This window comes from Phenylobacterium sp., assembly GCF_036677185.1.
Taxonomy (GTDB): Bacteria; Pseudomonadota; Alphaproteobacteria; order Caulobacterales; family Caulobacteraceae; genus Phenylobacterium.
Map to the genome: position 1 here is coordinate 67096 of NZ_JAKFEN010000022.1, position 16340 is coordinate 83435.

18 protein-coding genes and 1 tRNA gene are annotated in these 16340 nt (G+C 66.1%); 18 read left to right on the plus strand and 1 reads right to left on the minus strand.

What is annotated here, in order from left to right; all coding sequences use genetic code 11:
- Positions 1–42 precede the first annotated feature (42 nt).
- Positions 43–119, minus strand: a tRNA-Asp gene (locus V6M51_RS13680).
- Between the two features lie 304 nt (positions 120–423).
- On the opposite strand from V6M51_RS13680, the gene V6M51_RS13685 reads away from it, so the two are divergent.
- The 18 genes from V6M51_RS13685 to V6M51_RS13770 all read left to right on the plus strand — a co-directional run bounded on the left by V6M51_RS13685 (position 424) and on the right by V6M51_RS13770 (position 16340).
- A complete protein-coding gene (locus V6M51_RS13685) occupies positions 424–801 on the plus strand; it encodes an NADH-quinone oxidoreductase subunit A (protein WP_332768003.1) in 378 nt (125 codons plus the stop codon).
- Positions 771–1352: a NuoB/complex I 20 kDa subunit family protein gene (locus V6M51_RS13690; RefSeq protein WP_332768004.1), complete on the plus strand. Its 582-nt coding sequence runs from the start codon at positions 771–773 to the stop codon at positions 1350–1352. The genes V6M51_RS13685 and V6M51_RS13690 overlap by 31 nt, the downstream gene beginning before the upstream one ends.
- The gene (locus V6M51_RS13695) at positions 1349–1966 is read left to right on the plus strand and encodes an NADH-quinone oxidoreductase subunit C (protein WP_442957860.1); all 618 of its coding nucleotides are present in this window, start codon (positions 1349–1351) and stop codon (positions 1964–1966) included. The genes V6M51_RS13690 and V6M51_RS13695 overlap by 4 nt, the downstream gene beginning before the upstream one ends.
- Positions 1966–3180, plus strand: coding sequence for an NADH-quinone oxidoreductase subunit D (locus V6M51_RS13700; RefSeq protein WP_332768005.1), 1215 nt, complete (start codon positions 1966–1968; stop codon positions 3178–3180). Before V6M51_RS13695 ends, V6M51_RS13700 begins: the two co-directional genes overlap by 1 nt.
- Positions 3177–3527, plus strand: coding sequence for a nuclear transport factor 2 family protein (locus V6M51_RS13705; RefSeq protein ID WP_332768007.1), 351 nt, complete (start codon positions 3177–3179; stop codon positions 3525–3527). Before V6M51_RS13700 ends, V6M51_RS13705 begins: the two co-directional genes overlap by 4 nt.
- Before the next feature lie 7 nt (positions 3528–3534).
- Entirely contained in the window at positions 3535–4215 is a 681-nt protein-coding gene (nuoE, locus tag V6M51_RS13710) for an NADH-quinone oxidoreductase subunit NuoE (protein WP_332768008.1), read from the plus strand.
- Between the two features lie 35 nt (positions 4216–4250).
- The gene (locus tag V6M51_RS13715; RefSeq protein WP_332768009.1) at positions 4251–4421 is read left to right on the plus strand and encodes a hypothetical protein; all 171 of its coding nucleotides are present in this window, start codon (positions 4251–4253) and stop codon (positions 4419–4421) included.
- A gap of 5 nt (positions 4422–4426) precedes the next feature.
- On the plus strand, positions 4427–5743 hold the full coding sequence (gene nuoF, locus V6M51_RS13720) for an NADH-quinone oxidoreductase subunit NuoF (RefSeq protein ID WP_332768011.1): 1317 nt from the start codon (positions 4427–4429) through the stop codon (positions 5741–5743).
- A 6-nt stretch (positions 5744–5749) separates the two neighbouring features.
- The gene (gene nuoG / locus V6M51_RS13725) at positions 5750–7789 is read left to right on the plus strand and encodes an NADH-quinone oxidoreductase subunit NuoG (RefSeq protein ID WP_332768013.1); all 2040 of its coding nucleotides are present in this window, start codon (positions 5750–5752) and stop codon (positions 7787–7789) included.
- A 3-nt stretch (positions 7790–7792) separates the two neighbouring features.
- Positions 7793–8875 carry an NADH-quinone oxidoreductase subunit NuoH gene (nuoH, locus tag V6M51_RS13730; protein WP_332768015.1) on the plus strand — a complete coding sequence of 361 codons (1083 nt, stop codon included), beginning with the start codon at positions 7793–7795 and terminating at the stop codon, positions 8873–8875.
- 8 nt (positions 8876–8883) lie between these two features.
- Positions 8884–9081, plus strand: coding sequence for a hypothetical protein (locus V6M51_RS13735; protein ID WP_332768017.1), 198 nt, complete (start codon positions 8884–8886; stop codon positions 9079–9081).
- A gap of 7 nt (positions 9082–9088) precedes the next feature.
- Positions 9089–9580, plus strand: a complete 492-nt coding sequence (gene nuoI / locus V6M51_RS13740) for an NADH-quinone oxidoreductase subunit NuoI (protein ID WP_254833176.1) — start codon at positions 9089–9091, stop codon at positions 9578–9580.
- Positions 9581–9664: 84 nt separating this feature from the next.
- Entirely contained in the window at positions 9665–10276 is a 612-nt protein-coding gene (locus V6M51_RS13745; protein WP_332768018.1) for an NADH-quinone oxidoreductase subunit J, read from the plus strand.
- A complete protein-coding gene (nuoK, locus tag V6M51_RS13750; protein WP_332768019.1) occupies positions 10273–10581 on the plus strand; it encodes an NADH-quinone oxidoreductase subunit NuoK in 309 nt (102 codons plus the stop codon). Before V6M51_RS13745 ends, nuoK begins: the two co-directional genes overlap by 4 nt.
- Positions 10582–10592: 11 nt before the next feature.
- On the plus strand, positions 10593–12650 hold the full coding sequence (gene nuoL, locus V6M51_RS13755) for an NADH-quinone oxidoreductase subunit L (RefSeq protein WP_332768021.1): 2058 nt from the start codon (positions 10593–10595) through the stop codon (positions 12648–12650).
- A gap of 14 nt (positions 12651–12664) precedes the next feature.
- Entirely contained in the window at positions 12665–14149 is a 1485-nt protein-coding gene (locus tag V6M51_RS13760; RefSeq protein WP_442957650.1) for an NADH-quinone oxidoreductase subunit M, read from the plus strand.
- Between the two features lie 13 nt (positions 14150–14162).
- The gene (nuoN, locus tag V6M51_RS13765) at positions 14163–15602 is read left to right on the plus strand and encodes an NADH-quinone oxidoreductase subunit NuoN (RefSeq protein WP_332768023.1); all 1440 of its coding nucleotides are present in this window, start codon (positions 14163–14165) and stop codon (positions 15600–15602) included.
- Positions 15603–16340, plus strand: a complete 738-nt coding sequence (locus V6M51_RS13770) for a biotin--[acetyl-CoA-carboxylase] ligase (RefSeq protein WP_332768025.1) — start codon at positions 15603–15605, stop codon at positions 16338–16340.

Here is a 16340-nt window from a genome sequence, read left to right on the forward strand (position 1 = left end):
CGCGGCGGATCGTTTGGACGTCTGGCGATTTCGGGGAAAACGTGGCGCGAATGACGGGACTCGAACCCGCGACCTCCGGCGTGACAGGCCGGCGCTCTAACCAACTGAGCTACATCCGCATAACGGCTCGCGGTGACCGCGAGGCGCGTCTGATATGTCCGAGGCGGAATCGTGTCAACGAGTCTCTGCTGAGATCTGTGAATGAAGCGCGGAATGACGCACCCCGCGGCCCGTTCGGGCCCTTCCGCGACCCAAGCCGAACCATGGCCCACAAGGGCGCGGACGGAGACCGGCGTTCGGCGGCGAGGCTTGTTGAGAATTACTCGCAACTATTGAGGCGATAAGGCTTTTCGCAGCGCAAACCGCAGTTTGAACCCGCCGCCGACGTGGTCTAGAAGGGCCCCGACTCCGCTTGAGGATTCCATGAACGCCTTCCTTCTGCAGTACCTGCCCATCGTGATCTTTCTGGGGATCGCGGGAGCCCTGGGCCTCGTTTTCATCATCGCCTCGGTGGTCTTGGCGCCCAAGGCCCCGGACCCGGAGAAGCTCTCCACATATGAGTGCGGGTTCAACGCGTTCGACGATGCGCGGATGAAGTTCGACGTACGGTTCTACCTGGTCTCGATCCTGTTCATCATCTTCGACCTGGAAGTGGCGTTCCTGTTTCCCTGGGCCGTGGCGCTGATGAATCTGCCGCAGGAGGCCAGCCAATTCGCCTTCTGGTCGATGATGACCTTCCTGGGCGTGCTCACCGTGGGCTTCATCTACGAATGGAAGAAGGGAGCCCTGGAATGGGAGTAATCGTTCCTGCGGGCGCTGCCGGCCGCACGACGGTCGAAGGCTATAATCCCAAGGCCCATGACCCGTTCTTCGACGGCATCTCGGGAGAGCTGGCCGACAAGGGCTTCATCACCGCCGCCGCCGACGACCTGATCACCTGGGCGCGCACCGGCTCGCTGATGTGGATGACCTTCGGCCTCGCCTGCTGCGCGGTCGAAATGATGCAGGCCTCGATGCCGCGCTACGACCTGGAGCGCTACGGCTTCGCCCCCCGCGCCAGCCCGCGCCAATCGGACGTGATGATCGTCGCCGGCACGCTCTGCAACAAGATGGCCCCGGCCCTGCGCAAGGTCTACGACCAGATGCCGGAGCCCCGCTACGTCATCTCCATGGGCTCGTGCGCCAACGGCGGCGGCTACTACTACTTCTCCTATTCCGTGGTGCGCGGCTGCGACCGGATCGTGCCGGTGGACATCTATGTCCCGGGCTGCCCGCCCACCGCCGAGGCCCTGGTCTACGGCGTGCTGCAGCTGCAGAAGAAGATCCGCCGCACGGGGACCATCGAGCGATGAGCTGGCCGCAAACCTCCCACCACATGGAGATGCTGGGCCAGGCGATCGTGGCCAACAGCGCCGGCGCCATCGTGGGCCATTCCGTGGCCTATGGCGAGCTGACCCTGACCGCGCCGCTGCCGCGGATCGTCGACGCCCTGACCTATCTGCGCGATCACAAGGACTACCAGTTCCAGCAGCTCATCGACCTCTGCGGGGTCGACTATCCCGAGCGCGTCCGGCGGTTCGACGTGGTCTACCACCTGCTGTCCCTGACCCAGAACCACCGGGTCCGGCTGAAGATCGAGACCGACGAGGACACGCCCGTCCCGACCGTGACCGGGGTCTATCCCTGCGCCGACTGGTTCGAGCGCGAGGCCTTCGACATGTACGGGATCTTCTTCGAGGGCCACCCCGACCTGCGCCGCATCCTCACCGATTACGGCTTCCACGGCCATCCGCTGCGCAAGGACTTCCCGATGACCGGCTATGTGGAGCTGCGCTACGACGACGAACTCAAGCGCGTGGTCTATGAGCCGGTGAAGTCGGTCGAGTATCGCAACTGGGATTTCCTGAGTCCCTGGGAAGGCGCGGATTACGTCCTGCCCGGCGACGAAAAAGTGGAGGCGAAGTGATGGCTGACGACGCTTCCGCGACCCCGCACGTGCCGGAGACTCCGGTCCGCAAGTTCAACATCAATTTCGGCCCACAGCACCCCGCGGCCCACGGCGTCCTACGCCTGGTCCTGGAACTGGACGGGGAGATCGTCGAGCGGGTCGATCCGCACATCGGCCTGCTGCATCGCGGCACCGAAAAGCTGATGGAGTACCGGACCTACCTCCAGAACATCCCGTATTTCGACCGCCTCGATTACGTGGCGCCGATGAACCAGGAACACGCCTTCTGCCTGGCTATCGAGAAGCTGATGGGGATCGAGGTGCCGGACCGCGGCAGCCTGATCCGGGTGTTGTTCTCGGAAATCGGCCGGATCCTGAACCACCTGCTCAACGTCACCACCCAGGCCATGGACGTTGGCGCGCTCACACCGCCGCTGTGGGGCTTCGAAGAGCGCGAGAAGCTGATGGTGTTCTATGAGCGCGCCTCCGGGGCGCGGCTCCACGCCAACTATTTCCGCCCGGGCGGCGTCCACCAGGACCTGCCCGAGGCCCTGGTCAACGACATCGGCGATTGGGCCACGGCCTTCGCCCGGCCGATGGCCGACATCGACAAGCTGATCACCGGCAACCGCATCTTCAAACAGCGCAATGTCGACATCGGCGTAGTGACCAAGCAGGAGGCCATCGATTGGGGCTTCTCCGGCGTGATGGTGCGCGGCTCGGGCATCGCCTGGGACCTGCGCCGCAACCAGCCCTACGAGTGCTATGACGATTTCGATTTCGACATCCCGCTGGGCGTCAACGGCGACTGCTACGACCGCTATCTCTGCCGGATGCAGGAGATGCGCGAGTCGACCAAGATCATCCTGCAGTGCGTCGAGCGGCTGAAGAAGACTCCCGGCCCGGTGATGACCGAGGACAACAAGATCAGCCCGCCCCGCCGCGGCGAGATGAAGCGTTCGATGGAAGCGCTGATCCATCACTTCAAGCTCTATACCGAGGGCTTCCGCACCCCGCCGGGCGAGGTCTATGCCTGCGTCGAGGCGCCCAAGGGCGAGTTCGGCGTGTTCCTGGTCTCGGACGGCACCAACAAGCCCTATCGCTGCAAGATCCGCGCGCCGGGCTATCCGCACCTGATGGCCATGGACTGGATGAACCGCGGCCACATGCTGGCCGACGTCTCCGCCATCCTCGGCTCGCTGGACATCGTGTTCGGGGAGATCGACCGATGAGCGCGCCCGCCTGCATCAGCCCGTTCGACGTCGTCGACGCCCAGTTCCAGGCGTATAACGACCAGGACCTTGAGGCCTTCTGCACCTTCTATGCGGACAAGGCGACGCTCGGCGATTTCAACGGCGCGGTCACCGCCGACGGGATCGCGGCGATCCGCGCCCGGCACGTGAAGCTGTTCGCCGATTTCCCGCAGAACAAGGCCGAACTGCTCAGCCGCGTCATCGTGGGAAACACCGTGATCGATCATGAGCGGGTCAGCCGCACGCCCGGCGGCGACACCTTCGAGGTCGCGGCCATCTACACGATCGCCGACGCCAAGATCGTCCGCGTCGACTTTGTGAAGTGAGGAACGTTTGAGCGTCCGTCGCCTCTCGCCGAACCAGCCGGCCAGCTTCGAGTTCTCGAAAGAGAGCGCCAAGCAGGCGCAGTGGTGGATTTCGAAATACCCGCAAGGCCGCCAACAGTCGGCCGTGATCCCGATCCTGTGGCTGGTCCAGAAGCAGGAGGGCTGGGTCTCCGAACCCGCCATCCGCGCCGTGGCCGCCCTGCTGGGCATGCCGCAGATCCGGGTGCTGGAGGTCGCGACCTTCTACACCATGTTCATGCTGGAGCCGGTGGGCACCCATGCCCTGGTGCAGGTCTGCGGCACCACGCCCTGCGCCCTGCGCGGGGCCAACGAGCTGATGGCCCACTGCAAATCGCGGATCGGCCCGAAGGATCACCGCTCGGCCGACGGCAAGTTCTACTGGCAGGAAGTCGAGTGCCTGGGCGCCTGCTCGAACGCGCCCATGGCCGCGATCAACGACTATTATTATGAGGACCTGACGGTCGAGATCCTGGACAAGCTGCTGGACGACTTCGCCGCCGGCAAGCCGCCCAAGCCGGGCTCGATGATCGGGCGCCAGGGCGCATCTCCGGAGGGCGGGCCGCTCGTGCTCACCGATCCGAAGCTCTATGACGGTTCGGCCGCCAAGCCCATCAAGTCGCTGCCCAACGCCGCGCCCAAGGGCAAGGCCAAGGCTCCGGCCGCCTGATGGATCTCGAAGCCACAAAGCGCAGGCTGAAGGTCATGGTCGCCATCGACGCGGTCTGCGGGATCGTGGCCGCCGCCGCGGCCTATGGCGCCTTCGGCAAGGGCGTGGACTGGCTGATCGCCGTGTTCATTGCCGCCCTGGTGGCCGGCCTGGGCGCGCAAATCTGGTTCATCGCGGGCGTTCGTGCCGCGAAAAAGGGAGTGTAGGAGCCTTGGTCGGCATCCTCGAAGACAAGGACCGCATCTTCACCAACCTCTATGGCGTCCACGATTGGGGCCTGGAAGGTGCGAAGACGCGCGGCTGCTGGAACGCCACCCGCGAGATGCTGGCCCAGACTCCGGAATGGATCTGCGAGCAGATCAAGGAATCGGGCCTGCGCGGCCGGGGCGGCGGGGGATTCCCCACCGGCCTGAAGTGGACCTTCATGCCCAAGGCCGAGAGCGAACGGCCCCACTTCCTGGTGGTCAACGCCGACGAGTCCGAGCCCGGCGCCTGCAAAGACCGCGAGATCATCCGCAACGATCCGCACCTGCTGATCGAGGGCTGCCTGGTGGCCAGCTACGCCATCCGCGCCCACACCGCCTACATCTATATCCGCGGCGAGTACGTGCACGAGCGCGAGCGCCTGGAAGCCGCCATCCGCCAAGCCTATGACGCCAAGCTGATCGGCAAAGGCAATATCCACGGCTGGGACTTCGACCTGCACGTCACACATGGCGGCGGGGCCTATATCTGCGGCGACGAGACCGCCCTGATGGAGAGCCTCGAGGGCAAGAAGGGCCAGCCGCGCCTGAAGCCGCCGTTCCCGGCCGGGGCCGGCATCTATGGCGCGCCCACCACCATCAACAATGTCGAGTCGATCGCCGTGGTGGGCTCGATCCTGCGCCGCGGGGCAGGGTGGTTCTCCAGCTTCGGCCGGCCGAAGAACTCGGGCATCAAGCTGATGGCGGCCTCGGGTCACATCAACAAGCCCTGCGTGGTCGAGGAGACCATGTCGATCCCGATGCGCCAGCTGATTGAGGACCACTTCGGCGGCGTGCGCGGCGGCTGGGGCAACCTCAAGGCCGTGATCCCCGGCGGCATCTCCATGCGGATGATCCCGGCCGAAGAGGCCGAGGAAGCCCTGATGGACTTCGACGACCTGGCCGCTCGCCGGTCGGGCCTGGGCACCGCCACCATGATCGTCATGGACAAGGACGCCGACCTGGTCCGCGCCATCGCGCGCGCGTCTTACTTCTACAAGCACGAGAGCTGCGGCCAGTGCACCCCCTGTCGCGAAGGCACCGGCTGGATGTGGCGGGTCATGGAGCGCATGGTCACCGGCGAGGCCGAGATGCGCGAGATCGACATGCTGCTGGACGTGGCCTCTCAAGTCGAAGGCCACACCATCTGCGGCCTGGGCGACGCTGCCGCCTGGCCGATCCAGGGCCTGTTCCGCCACTTCCGCCACGAGGTGGAAGAAAGAATAACAAGCTACCGCATCGGCAAGCCGCACGTTCAGGGCGTGTCCCTGGAAGCGGCGGAGTAACCCGGCATGCCCATAGCCAAGGTCAACGGCGTCGAGGTCGAGTTCGAACCCGGCATGACGGTTCTGCAGGTGGCGGAGCTGGCCGGGGAAGAGATCCCGCGCTTCTGCTATCACGAGCGCCTGAGCATCGCCGGCAACTGCCGCATGTGCCTGGTCGAGGTGAAACCCGGCCCGCCGAAGCCCCAGGCCTCGTGCGCCCTGCCGGCCGCCGAGGGCCAGGAGATCATCACCAACTCCCCCATGGTCAAGAAGGCCCGGGAAGGGGTGATGGAGTTCCTGCTGATCAACCACCCCCTGGATTGCCCGATCTGCGACCAGGGTGGGGAGTGCGACCTGCAGGACCAGGCCATGGGCTATGGCCGCGACGACAGCCGCTATGCCGACAACAAGCGCGCCGTCGAAGAGAAGTTCATGGGGCCGTTGATCAAGACGGTCATGACCCGCTGCATCCAGTGCACCCGCTGCGTCCGCTTCATCACCGAAGTGGCCGGCGTGCCGGAAATCGGTCTCATCTCTCGCGGCGAAGACGTTGAAATCACGACCTATCTCGACAAGTCGGTGACCTCCGAGCTGTCGGCCAATGTGATCGACCTCTGCCCGGTCGGAGCTCTGACCTCCAAGCCCTACGCCTTCAACGCCCGGCCCTGGGAGCTGAAGAAGACCGAGAGCGTCGACGTGATGGACGCCCTGGGCTCGGCGATCCGCGTCGATAGCCGCGGCCCCGCCGTGCTGCGCGTGCTGCCCCGCCTCAACGAGGACATCAACGAGGAGTGGATCAGCGACAAGACCCGCTACGCGGTCGACGGCCTCTCGCGCCAGCGCCTGGACCAGCCCTATGTCCGCAAGGGCGGCCGGCTGGCGCCGGTGAGCTGGGCCGAGGCCCTCGACCTAGTCGCGACCAACATCAAGGCCGCCAGCCCTGACCGCGTCGGCGTGATCGCCGGCGATCTGCAGGACGCGGAGTCCATGAAGGCCGCCAAGGACCTGTTCGGGTCGCTGGGCGTCAAGAACATCGACTGTCGGCAGGACGGCATGGCGCTGGGCGCCGGACCGCGCGAGAGCTGGCTGTTCAACTCCACAATCGCCGGCATCGAGAACGCCGACGTGATCCTCATCGTCGGCGCCAATCCGCGAGTCGAGGCCCCGGTGTTCAACGCCCGCCTGCGCAAGCGCTGGCTGGCCGGCGCCCTGCGGGTGGGCGTGATCGGCGAACAGGCCGACCTCACCTACGGCTACGACTATCTAGGCGCGGGACCTGAGAGCCTGTCGGGCCTGGCCAAGTCCAAGAGCGATTTCGTGAAAGCCCTGAAGGACGCCAAGTCTCCGGCGATCATCGTCGGGACCGGCGCGCTGGGTCGCGAGGACGGCGCCGCCGTCCTGGCCGCCGCGGCCGCCGCGGCCAAGACCTTCGGCCTGACCTGGAACGTGCTGCACACCGCCGCCGCGCGGGTCGGCGGCCTCGACATGGGCTTCGTGCCTGCGGAGGGCGGCAAGAACGCCCCCGAAATGGCCGCCAAGGGCGCGCTTGACGTGCTCTTCCTGCTCGGCGCTGACGAGATCGACCTCTCGGCGTCGAAGGCCTTCACCATCTATCTGGGCACCCACGGCGACGCCGGGGCGCACAAGGCCGACGTGATCCTGCCGGGCGCAGCCTATACCGAGAAGGACGGCCTCTACGTGAACACCGAGGGCCGGGTGCAGATGGGCTACCGCGCCGTGTTCCCCAAGGGCGAGGCTCGCGAGGACTGGTCGGTGCTGCGCGCCCTGTCGGACCGGCTGGGGGCGACCCTGCCGTACGACACCCTGGCGCAGCTCCGCGCCAAGCTGTTCGAGGACCATCCGACCTTCGGCCAGATCGACTATGTGCCGGCCGCGCCGGCCGCCATCGACTTCGCCGCGCTCGGGATCAAGGGGACGGCGTCCGACAAGCCGTTCGCGAGCCCGATCAAGGCCTTCCACCTGACCAACCCCATCGCCCGCGCCAGCGTGACGATGGCCGAATGCGCCGCCGTGGTCTCCGGCGCCGCCAAGATCGCGGCGGAGTAGGGCATGGATCCCACCACCAACTTCTGGGCCACCCCGGGCGGCTGGACCCTGATCACCGTCGGCCAGATCATGCTCGTGATCCTGCCGCTGCTCGTGGCGCTCGCCTTCTTCATGCTGGCCGACCGCAAGATCTGGGCGGGCGTGCAGATGCGCAAAGGTCCCAATGTGGTGGGCCCGTTCGGCCTGCTGCAGTCCTTCGCCGACCTGATCAAGTTCGTGCTGAAGGAGCTAGTCATCCCCGACGGGGCCGACAAGTTTGTCTTCCTGCTGGCCCCGGTGCTGACCTTCACCCTGGCCCTGGTGGGCTGGGCCGTGATCCCGTTCGCGCCCGGCTGGGTGGTCTCCAACATCAATGTCGGCGTGATGTACCTGTTCGCGATCAGTTCGCTGGGCGTCTACGGCATCATCATGGGCGGCTGGGCTTCGAACTCGAAGTATCCGTTCCTGGGCAGCCTGCGCTCGGCTGCGCAGATGGTCTCCTACGAGGTCTCCATCGGCTTCGTGATCATCACGGTGATCCTGCTGGCCGGGACCATGAACCTGCAGACCATCGTCGAGAACCAGGCTGGCGGATTCTGGAACTGGTACGTGTTCGGCGGCGATGGCCTGCGCGGCCTGCCCATCGCCCTGGTGATGATCCCGATGGCGGTGATCTTCTTCATCTCGGCGCTCGCCGAAACCAACCGCCCGCCCTTCGACCTGCCGGAAGCCGAGTCCGAGCTCGTGGCCGGCTACCAGGTGGAATACTCCTCCAGCCCGTTCCTGCTGTTCATGATCGGCGAGCTGATCAGCATCGTGCTGATGTGCGCGCTGATCTCGCTGCTGTTCTTCGGCGGCTGGCAGGCGCCCATCGACTTCGCTTTCGTCCACGACTGGCCGCCGACGCTGCAGAGCTTCTACGGCCTGATGTGGTTCGTGGTGAAGATCTGCTTCTTCTTCTTCCTGATCGCCATGGCCAAGGCCATCGTGCCCCGCTACCGCTACGACCAGCTCATGCGGCTGGGCTGGAAGGTGTTCCTGCCGACCTCGCTGGTGGCTGTGGCCTTGGTGGCGGCCTGGCGCGTGTTTGGGCCGGCGGCGGCATGAGGGGCCTGGTGATCCTCGCGGCGACCCTGGCGCTCGGCGCCTGCGCGACAAGCTCAGTGGAGTCGGGCGCGACAGTGGGCAATGTGGCCAACTACGACGCGCTGAAACAAGCCCGCGACGCGTGCGTGAAGCGGGGCGGGGAGATCGTCCAGCGGCCGCAGAGCTCCGGCAAGCGGCTCGCCGATTTCGTGTGTAAGGGAAAGTGAGCGCCAGATGATGCAGCGCATCTCACAGGCCATCAAAGGCGCGGCGCTGATGGATTTCCTCGGCGCCTTCGGCATGGCCATGCAGTACATGGTCCGCCCCAAGGCGACCGTGCAGTATCCGCATGAGCGCAATCCGCAGTCGCCGCGGTTCCGCGGCGAGCACGTGCTGCGCCGCTATCCCAACGGGGAAGAGCGCTGCATCGCCTGCAAGCTGTGCGAGGCCATCTGCCCGGCCCAGGCCATCACCATCGAGGCTGAACCGCGCGACGACGGCAGCCGGCGCACGACCCGCTACGACATCGACATGGTCAAGTGCATCTATTGCGGCCTTTGCCAGGAGGCCTGCCCGGTGGACGCCATCGTCGAAGGGCCGAACATCGAATACGCCGTCGAGACGCGCGAAGAACTCTATTACGACAAGGAACGCCTGCTCGCGAACGGGGATCGTTGGGAGCGGCAAATCGCGAAGAACCTGGAACTGGACGCGCCCTACCGCTAAGCACGGGGCGCGATTCCGAGACGAAATAAGCTCGCCGGTCCTAGGCCGGACGACACTGAAATTGAGGGGCTGAGAAGAGCCGTCATGGCCTTGGCGATCGCATTTTACCTGCTGGCGGCGGTGACCGTGGGCTCCGGATTCGCGGTGGTCTCATCGCGCAATCCCGTGCACTCGGTGCTGTTCCTGATCCTCAGCTTCTTCTCGGCCGCGGGGCTGTTCGTGACCCTTGGGGCCGAGTTCCTCGCCATGCTGCTGGTGGTCGTCTATGTCGGCGCCGTGGCGGTGCTGTTCCTGTTCGTGGTCATGATGCTGGACGTCGACTTCGCCGCCCTGCGTCAGGGCTTCGCCCGTTACATGCCGCTGGGCGGACTGGTGGCCGGGATCTTGGCCATCGAGATGATCGTGGTGGCCACCGCCGTCGCCACCCAGGGCGCGGCCAACCTCAACGATACGCCGACCGTCCACACCGACGTGAGCAACGCCGAGACCATCGGGCGGGTGCTCTACACCGACTATGTCTACTTCTTCCAAGCGGCCGGGCTGGTGCTGCTGGTGGCCATGATCGGCGCAATCGTGCTCACCCTGCGCCACAAGCCCGGCGTCCGCCGCCAGGTGATCGCCGACCAGGTGGCCCGCGGCCCCAAGAGCGGCATGCGCATCGTCCAGATCAAGTCGGGGCAGGGGATCGACCAATGACCATCGGGCTGACCCACTATCTCGCGGTCGCCGCGATCCTGTTCACCATCGGGGTCTTCGGCATCTTCGTGAACCGCAAGAACATCATCGTCATCCTGATGTCGATCGAGCTGATCCTGCTGGCGGTGAACATCAACCTGGTGGCCTTCTCGGTCTATCTGCACAACGTGGTGGGGCAGATCTTCGCCATGTTCGTGCTGACCGTGGCCGCGGCCGAGGCCGCGGTCGGCCTGGCCATCCTCGTCACCTTCTTCCGTAACCGCGGCGACATCGCCGTGGACGACGTCTCGATGATGAAGGGCTGAGCGACCTTTCCATGACCCCTTCGTCCCTCATCACCACCGTGGTCTTCGCCCCCCTGGTGGGTGCGATCATCGCGGGGCTGTTCGGCCGCCGGATCGGCAACGTGGCCTCCGAGGCCATCACCACCGGCCTGCTGCTGCTGGCCGCCGTCTTCTCCTGGATGATCTTCGCGCAGTGGACCTGGGGCGGGCTGGAGCCCTTCACCCTGCAGTTCCTGCCCTTCATCAATATCGGCGACTTCCAGTCCAACTGGTCGATCCGGCTGGATGGCCTGTCGGCCGTGATGCTGGTGGTGGTCACCAGCGTCTCGTCCCTGGTCCATGTCTATTCGTGGGGCTACATGGGTGAGGACGACAGCAAGCCCCGGTTCTTCGCCTACCTGTCGCTGTTCACCTTCGCCATGCTGGCCCTCGTGACCGCGGCCGACTTCATGCAGCTGTTCTTCGGCTGGGAAGGGGTGGGCCTGGCCAGCTACCTGCTGATCGGCTTCTGGTTCAAGAAACCCACCGCCAACGCCGCGGCCATCAAGGCCTTCGTGGTCAACCGGGTCGGCGATTTCGGCTTCGCGCTCGGCATCATGACCGTCTACTGGATGTTCGGCTCGATCCAGTTCGCCGAGATCTTCCCGCGCGTGTCCGAATTCGCCAACACCGGTTGGTGGTTCGCCGGCTCTTGGTGGCACGCGGTCGACCTGGCCTGCGCGCTGCTGTTCGTCGGCGCCATGGGCAAGTCGGCCCAGTTCTTCCTGCACACCTGGCTGCCGGACGCCATGGAGGGCCCCACCCCGGTCTCGGCCCTGATCCATGCCGCGACCATGGTCACGGCCGGCGTCTACATGGTCTGCCTACTGTCGCCGATGTTCGAGTACGCGCCCTACGCCAAGCAGGTCGTCACCCTGGTCGGCGCCGTCACGGCCCTGTTCGCGGCCACGGTCGGCCTGGCCCAGAACGACATCAAGCGGGTGATCGCCTATTCGACCTGTTCGCAGCTTGGCTACATGTTCTTCGCCGCCGGCGTGGGCGCCTACCAGGCGGCCATGTTCCACCTGTTCACCCACGCCTTCTTCAAGGCGCTGCTGTTCCTGGGCGCGGGATCGGTGATCCACGGCATGCACCACGAGCAGGACATGCGGAAGATGGGCGGGCTGTGGAAGCACCTGCCGATCACCTACGGCGTCATGACCATCGGCACCCTGGCCATCACCGGCTTCGGCATTCCCGGCCTCGACCTCGGCTTCGCGGGTTTCTACTCCAAGGACACCATCATCGAGGCCGCCTTCGCGGCCGGCCAGGAGATGGGCGGGGTGGCCTATTTCGCCTTCGTGGTCAGCGTCTTCGCCGCCGGCCTCACCGCCTTCTACTCATGGCGCCTGGCCTTCATGACCTTCCACGGCACACCCAAGTGGGGCCACGACGGCCATGAGCACGCGCCCGACGACCACGCCAGCTCGGCCCAGATCGAAACCCATGACGAGCCGCTGCCCGATCACGACCACGGCCACGACCACAAGCCCCACGAGAGCCCGTGGTCGATGCTGGTCCCGATCATGCTGCTCGCGGTCGGGGCCCTGGCCGCCGGCTACTTCTTCGTCGACCACTTCGTCGGCGAGGAATGGAAGGAATTCTGGCGCGGGGCGATCTTCAATGGCGCGGACAACCACGTCCTGGAGCACGCCCACCATTCGCCGACCTGGGTGAAATGGGCCCCCCTGGCGGTCTCGGCGATCGGCTTCGCCGGCGCCTACTACGTCTACATCCTGCGCGAGGGCATGGGAGCCGCCATCGCCGCGCGGAAGGGCCCGCTGTGGACCTTCCTCTACAACAAATGGTTCTTCGACGAGCTCTATGAGGCGACCTTCGTGCGTGCGGCCAAGTTCCTGGGCGACCTGTTCTGGAAGGGTGGCGACCAGAAGATCATCGACGGCTTCGGCCCGGACGGCGTCTCGGCGGTGTCCTACGCCGTGGGCCGGGCGGCCGGCCGGGCCCAGACCGGCTACGTCTACCACTATGCGTTCGTGATGCTGCTCGGCGTGGCGGGTCTGCTGACCTACGCGCTGGTCCAGTGGGCTTGAGGGGGGACGATCCGATGACCGGCATTCTCTCCCTCGTCACCTTCGCCCCGCTGATCGGGGTGGCGGCCATCCTGCTGCTGCGGGCGGCGTCCAAGGACGAGGCGCGCGTCGTCTCGGCTTCCAAGTGGATCGCGCTCGTCACCACGCTCGCGACCCTGGCGCTCTCCATACTGCTGGTGGCGGAGTTCGACCCGGCCAATCCGGGCTTCCAGTTTCTGGAGGACGCGGTCTGGTTCGCGGGCCTCCATTATCGCATGGGCGTCGACGGGATTTCGATCCTGTTCGTCCTGCTGACCGCCTTCCTCATGCCGATCTGCATCGCCGCTTCGTGGACGACGATCGAGAAGCGCGTGCCGGAATACATGGTCGCCTTCCTGGTCCTCGAGACCCTGGTGATCGGCGTGTTCTGCGCCCTGGACCTGGTGCTGTTCTACGCCTTCTTCGAGTTCGGCCTGGTGCCGATGTTCCTGATCATCGGCATCTGGGGCGGCAAGAACCGGATCTACGCGGCCTATAAGTTCTTCCTCTACACCCTGCTGGGCTCGGTCCTGATGCTGGCGGCGATCCTCGCCATGATCGGTATCGCCGGGACCTCCTCGATCCCCGAGCTGATGGTCTACAAGTTCGCCCCCGAGCTGCAGACCTGGCTGTGGTTGGCCTTCTTCGCCTCGTTCGCGGTGAAAATGCCCATGTGGCCAGTCCACACCTGGCTGCCCGACGCCCACGTCGAGGCGCCCACGGCGGGCTCGGTGATCCTGGCCGGCATCCTCTTGAAGATGGGCGGCTACGGCTTCCTGCGCTTCTCGCTGCCGATGTTCCCGCAGGCCTCGGACTATTTCGCGCCGCTGGTCTTCGCCTTGTCGGTGATCGCGGTGGTCTACACCTCGCTGGTCGCCTTCCGGCAGACCGACATCAAGAAGCTGATCGCATATTCGTCGGTGGCCCATATGGGCTTCGTGACCATGGGAATTTTCGCCGGCAACGCCGTGGGCATCCAGGGCGCGATCTTTCAGATGCTGAGCCACGGGGTGATCTCCGGCGCGCTCTTCCTCTGCGTCGGCGTGGTCTATGACCGCATGCACACCCGCGAGATCGCCTTCTACGGCGGGCTTGTGAACCGCATGCCCTGGTACGCGGCCACCTTCATGCTGTTCACCATGGGCAATGTAGGCCTGCCGGGCACCTCGGGCTTCATCGGCGAGATCACCACCATGGTGGGCGTCTACCAGGTCTCCACCTGGACGGCGGTCGTGGCCGCCACCGGGGTGATCTTCTCGGCGGTCTATGCGCTCAGCCTCTATCGGCGGGTCATCTTCGGCGAGATCACCAACCCGGCCCTGGCCGATATCACCGACCTCGACTGGCGCGAGGTGGCGATCTTCGCGCCGCTGATGGCGTCCACCCTGTACCTCGGCGTCTATCCGGCCGCCGTTCTCGATCTGACCCAAGCCTCGGCTGACAACCTCGCCGCGATCTATCGCGCGGCCATCGGCGGGTGAGGAAGACCACCAGATGAACTTCGAGATCTCCCTCTCCCTCGCCGTGCCGGAACTGATCCTCGCCGGCGGCGCCCTCGTCCTGCTGGTGGCCGGCGCCTTTTCGCCGCGCAGCACCACGGCGATCATGTGGGCTTCGATCCTGGTGTTGCTGGGCGCGACCTGGGCCGCGGCCGTCGGCCCGCTCGGCCGCGGCTTCTCCGGCGGCATGATCTCCGACCAGGCCTCTGCCTTCGCCAAGGTGGCGATCTACCTGGCCAGCGCCGTGGCGCTGCCGCTGGGCCAGAAGTGGTTCGAGCGCCAGTCGGTGCGCAATTTCGAGTTCCCGGTCCTGGTCCTGCTGGCGGCGCTCGGCATGGGCATGATGGCCTCGGCCGGCGACCTGATCTCGCTCTATGTGGGCGTCGAGCTGCAGTCCCTGGCGCTCTATGTCCTGGCCGCCATGCACCGCGAGAACGCCAAGGCCTCGGAAGCCGGCTTGAAGTACTTCGTGCTGGGCGCGCTTTCCTCGGGCCTGCTGCTCTATGGCGCCTCGCTGATCTACGGCTTCGCCGGCTCGACCATGTTCACCGACATCGCCCTGGCGGTTACCTCCGGCGCCAACACCGGGGTGCTGTTCGGGCTGATCTTCCTGATCTGCGGCCTGGCCTTCAAGGTCTCCGCCGCCCCGTTCCACATGTGGACGCCCGATGTCTATGAGGGGGCCCCGACCCCCGTGGTGGCCTTCTTCGCCGCCGCGCCCAAGCTGGCGGCCATGGTGCTGTTCGCCCGGGTCCTCACCGAGGGCTTCGAGGGCGCCATCGACCAGTGGCGCCAGGTTCTGGTGGTCATCGCCCTGTTCTCGATCTTTGTGGGCGCCTTCGCGGGTCTGGCCCAGAAGAACCTCAAGCGGCTCTGGGCCTATTCCTCCATCGCCAATGTCGGCTACGCGATCCTGGGCCTGGCGGCGGGCAACGCCGAGGGTGTCCAGGCCATGCTGGTCTTCATGGTGCTCTACATGGTCGACGTGACCGGCTTCTTCGCCTGCCTCACCGCGCTCAGCCGCGCCGGCGTGGCCATGGAGACCATCGACGACATGGCGGGCCTGTTCAAACAGCGCCCGGGCATCGCGCTTGCCATGACCGTGTTTTCGCTGTCGGCGCTCGGCCTGCCGCCGTTCTCCGGCTTCTGGGCGAAGTTCTACGTCTTCAAGGCGGCCATCAACGTGGCCGACCCGATGATCCAGATCGCAGCGGTGCTGGGCCTGGTCGGAAGCGTGGTGGCGGCCTTCTATTATCTACGCCTGATCAAGACCATGTGGTTCGACACCGCGCCCAGCCAGACCGACGCCATCCCCGGCGAGGCCCGCGTGATCGCCTATGGGGCGGCGCTGTTCAGCTTCCCGCTGGTCCTGGGGGGCCTGATCTTCCTCGATCCGCTGGCCCATGCGGCCGCCGCGGCCTTCGGCCTGAGCTAGGTGGCGCACCCGCCGATCGAAGCCTACGACGAACTCGATTCCACCAACGCAGAGGCGCGTCGCCGCGCCGAGGCAGGGGAGGGCGGTCCGGTCTGGATCACCGCCCTGGTTCAGACGGCTGGGCGCGGTCGCCGCGGCCGATCCTGGCAGACGGCGAGCGGCAACCTGGCCGCCACCCTGCTGCTCACCACCAACAAGCCGGCCGGCGAGGCCGCCCAGATCTCATTCGTCGCGGCGCTGGCCGCCGCCGATCTGGCCGAGACCTGCCTGGGCGCCGGCGCGGCGCGGCTGAAATGGCCCAACGACGTCCTGGTGCATGGCCGCAAGGCTGTCGGCATTCTGGTGGAGTCGGGCGTTCGCCCCGACGGGGCGCTCTGGCTCGCGGTCGGCATCGGCATCAACCTGGCCCACGCGCCGCAGGACGTGGAACGGCCTGCCACCGCCTTCGCCGAGCACATGACCGTCCCGCCGCCCTCGCCGCTCGATGCGCTGGAGGTTCTGGCCACCCGCTTCGAGCACTGGCGCTCGGCCTGGGCGCGCGAGGGGTTTGCTCCGATCGCCAAGGGCTGGACGGCCAAGGCCCACGGCCTGGGCGAGGCCTGCGAAGCGCGCCTGCCCAACCAGACCATCAGGGGCGTGGCGCTAGGCCTGGATTCCGACGGCGCGCTCCGCCTGAAGCTGGACGACGGCGCGATCTTGCGCATAACCGCCGGCGACGTCTTTTTCGGAGGGGGCTGA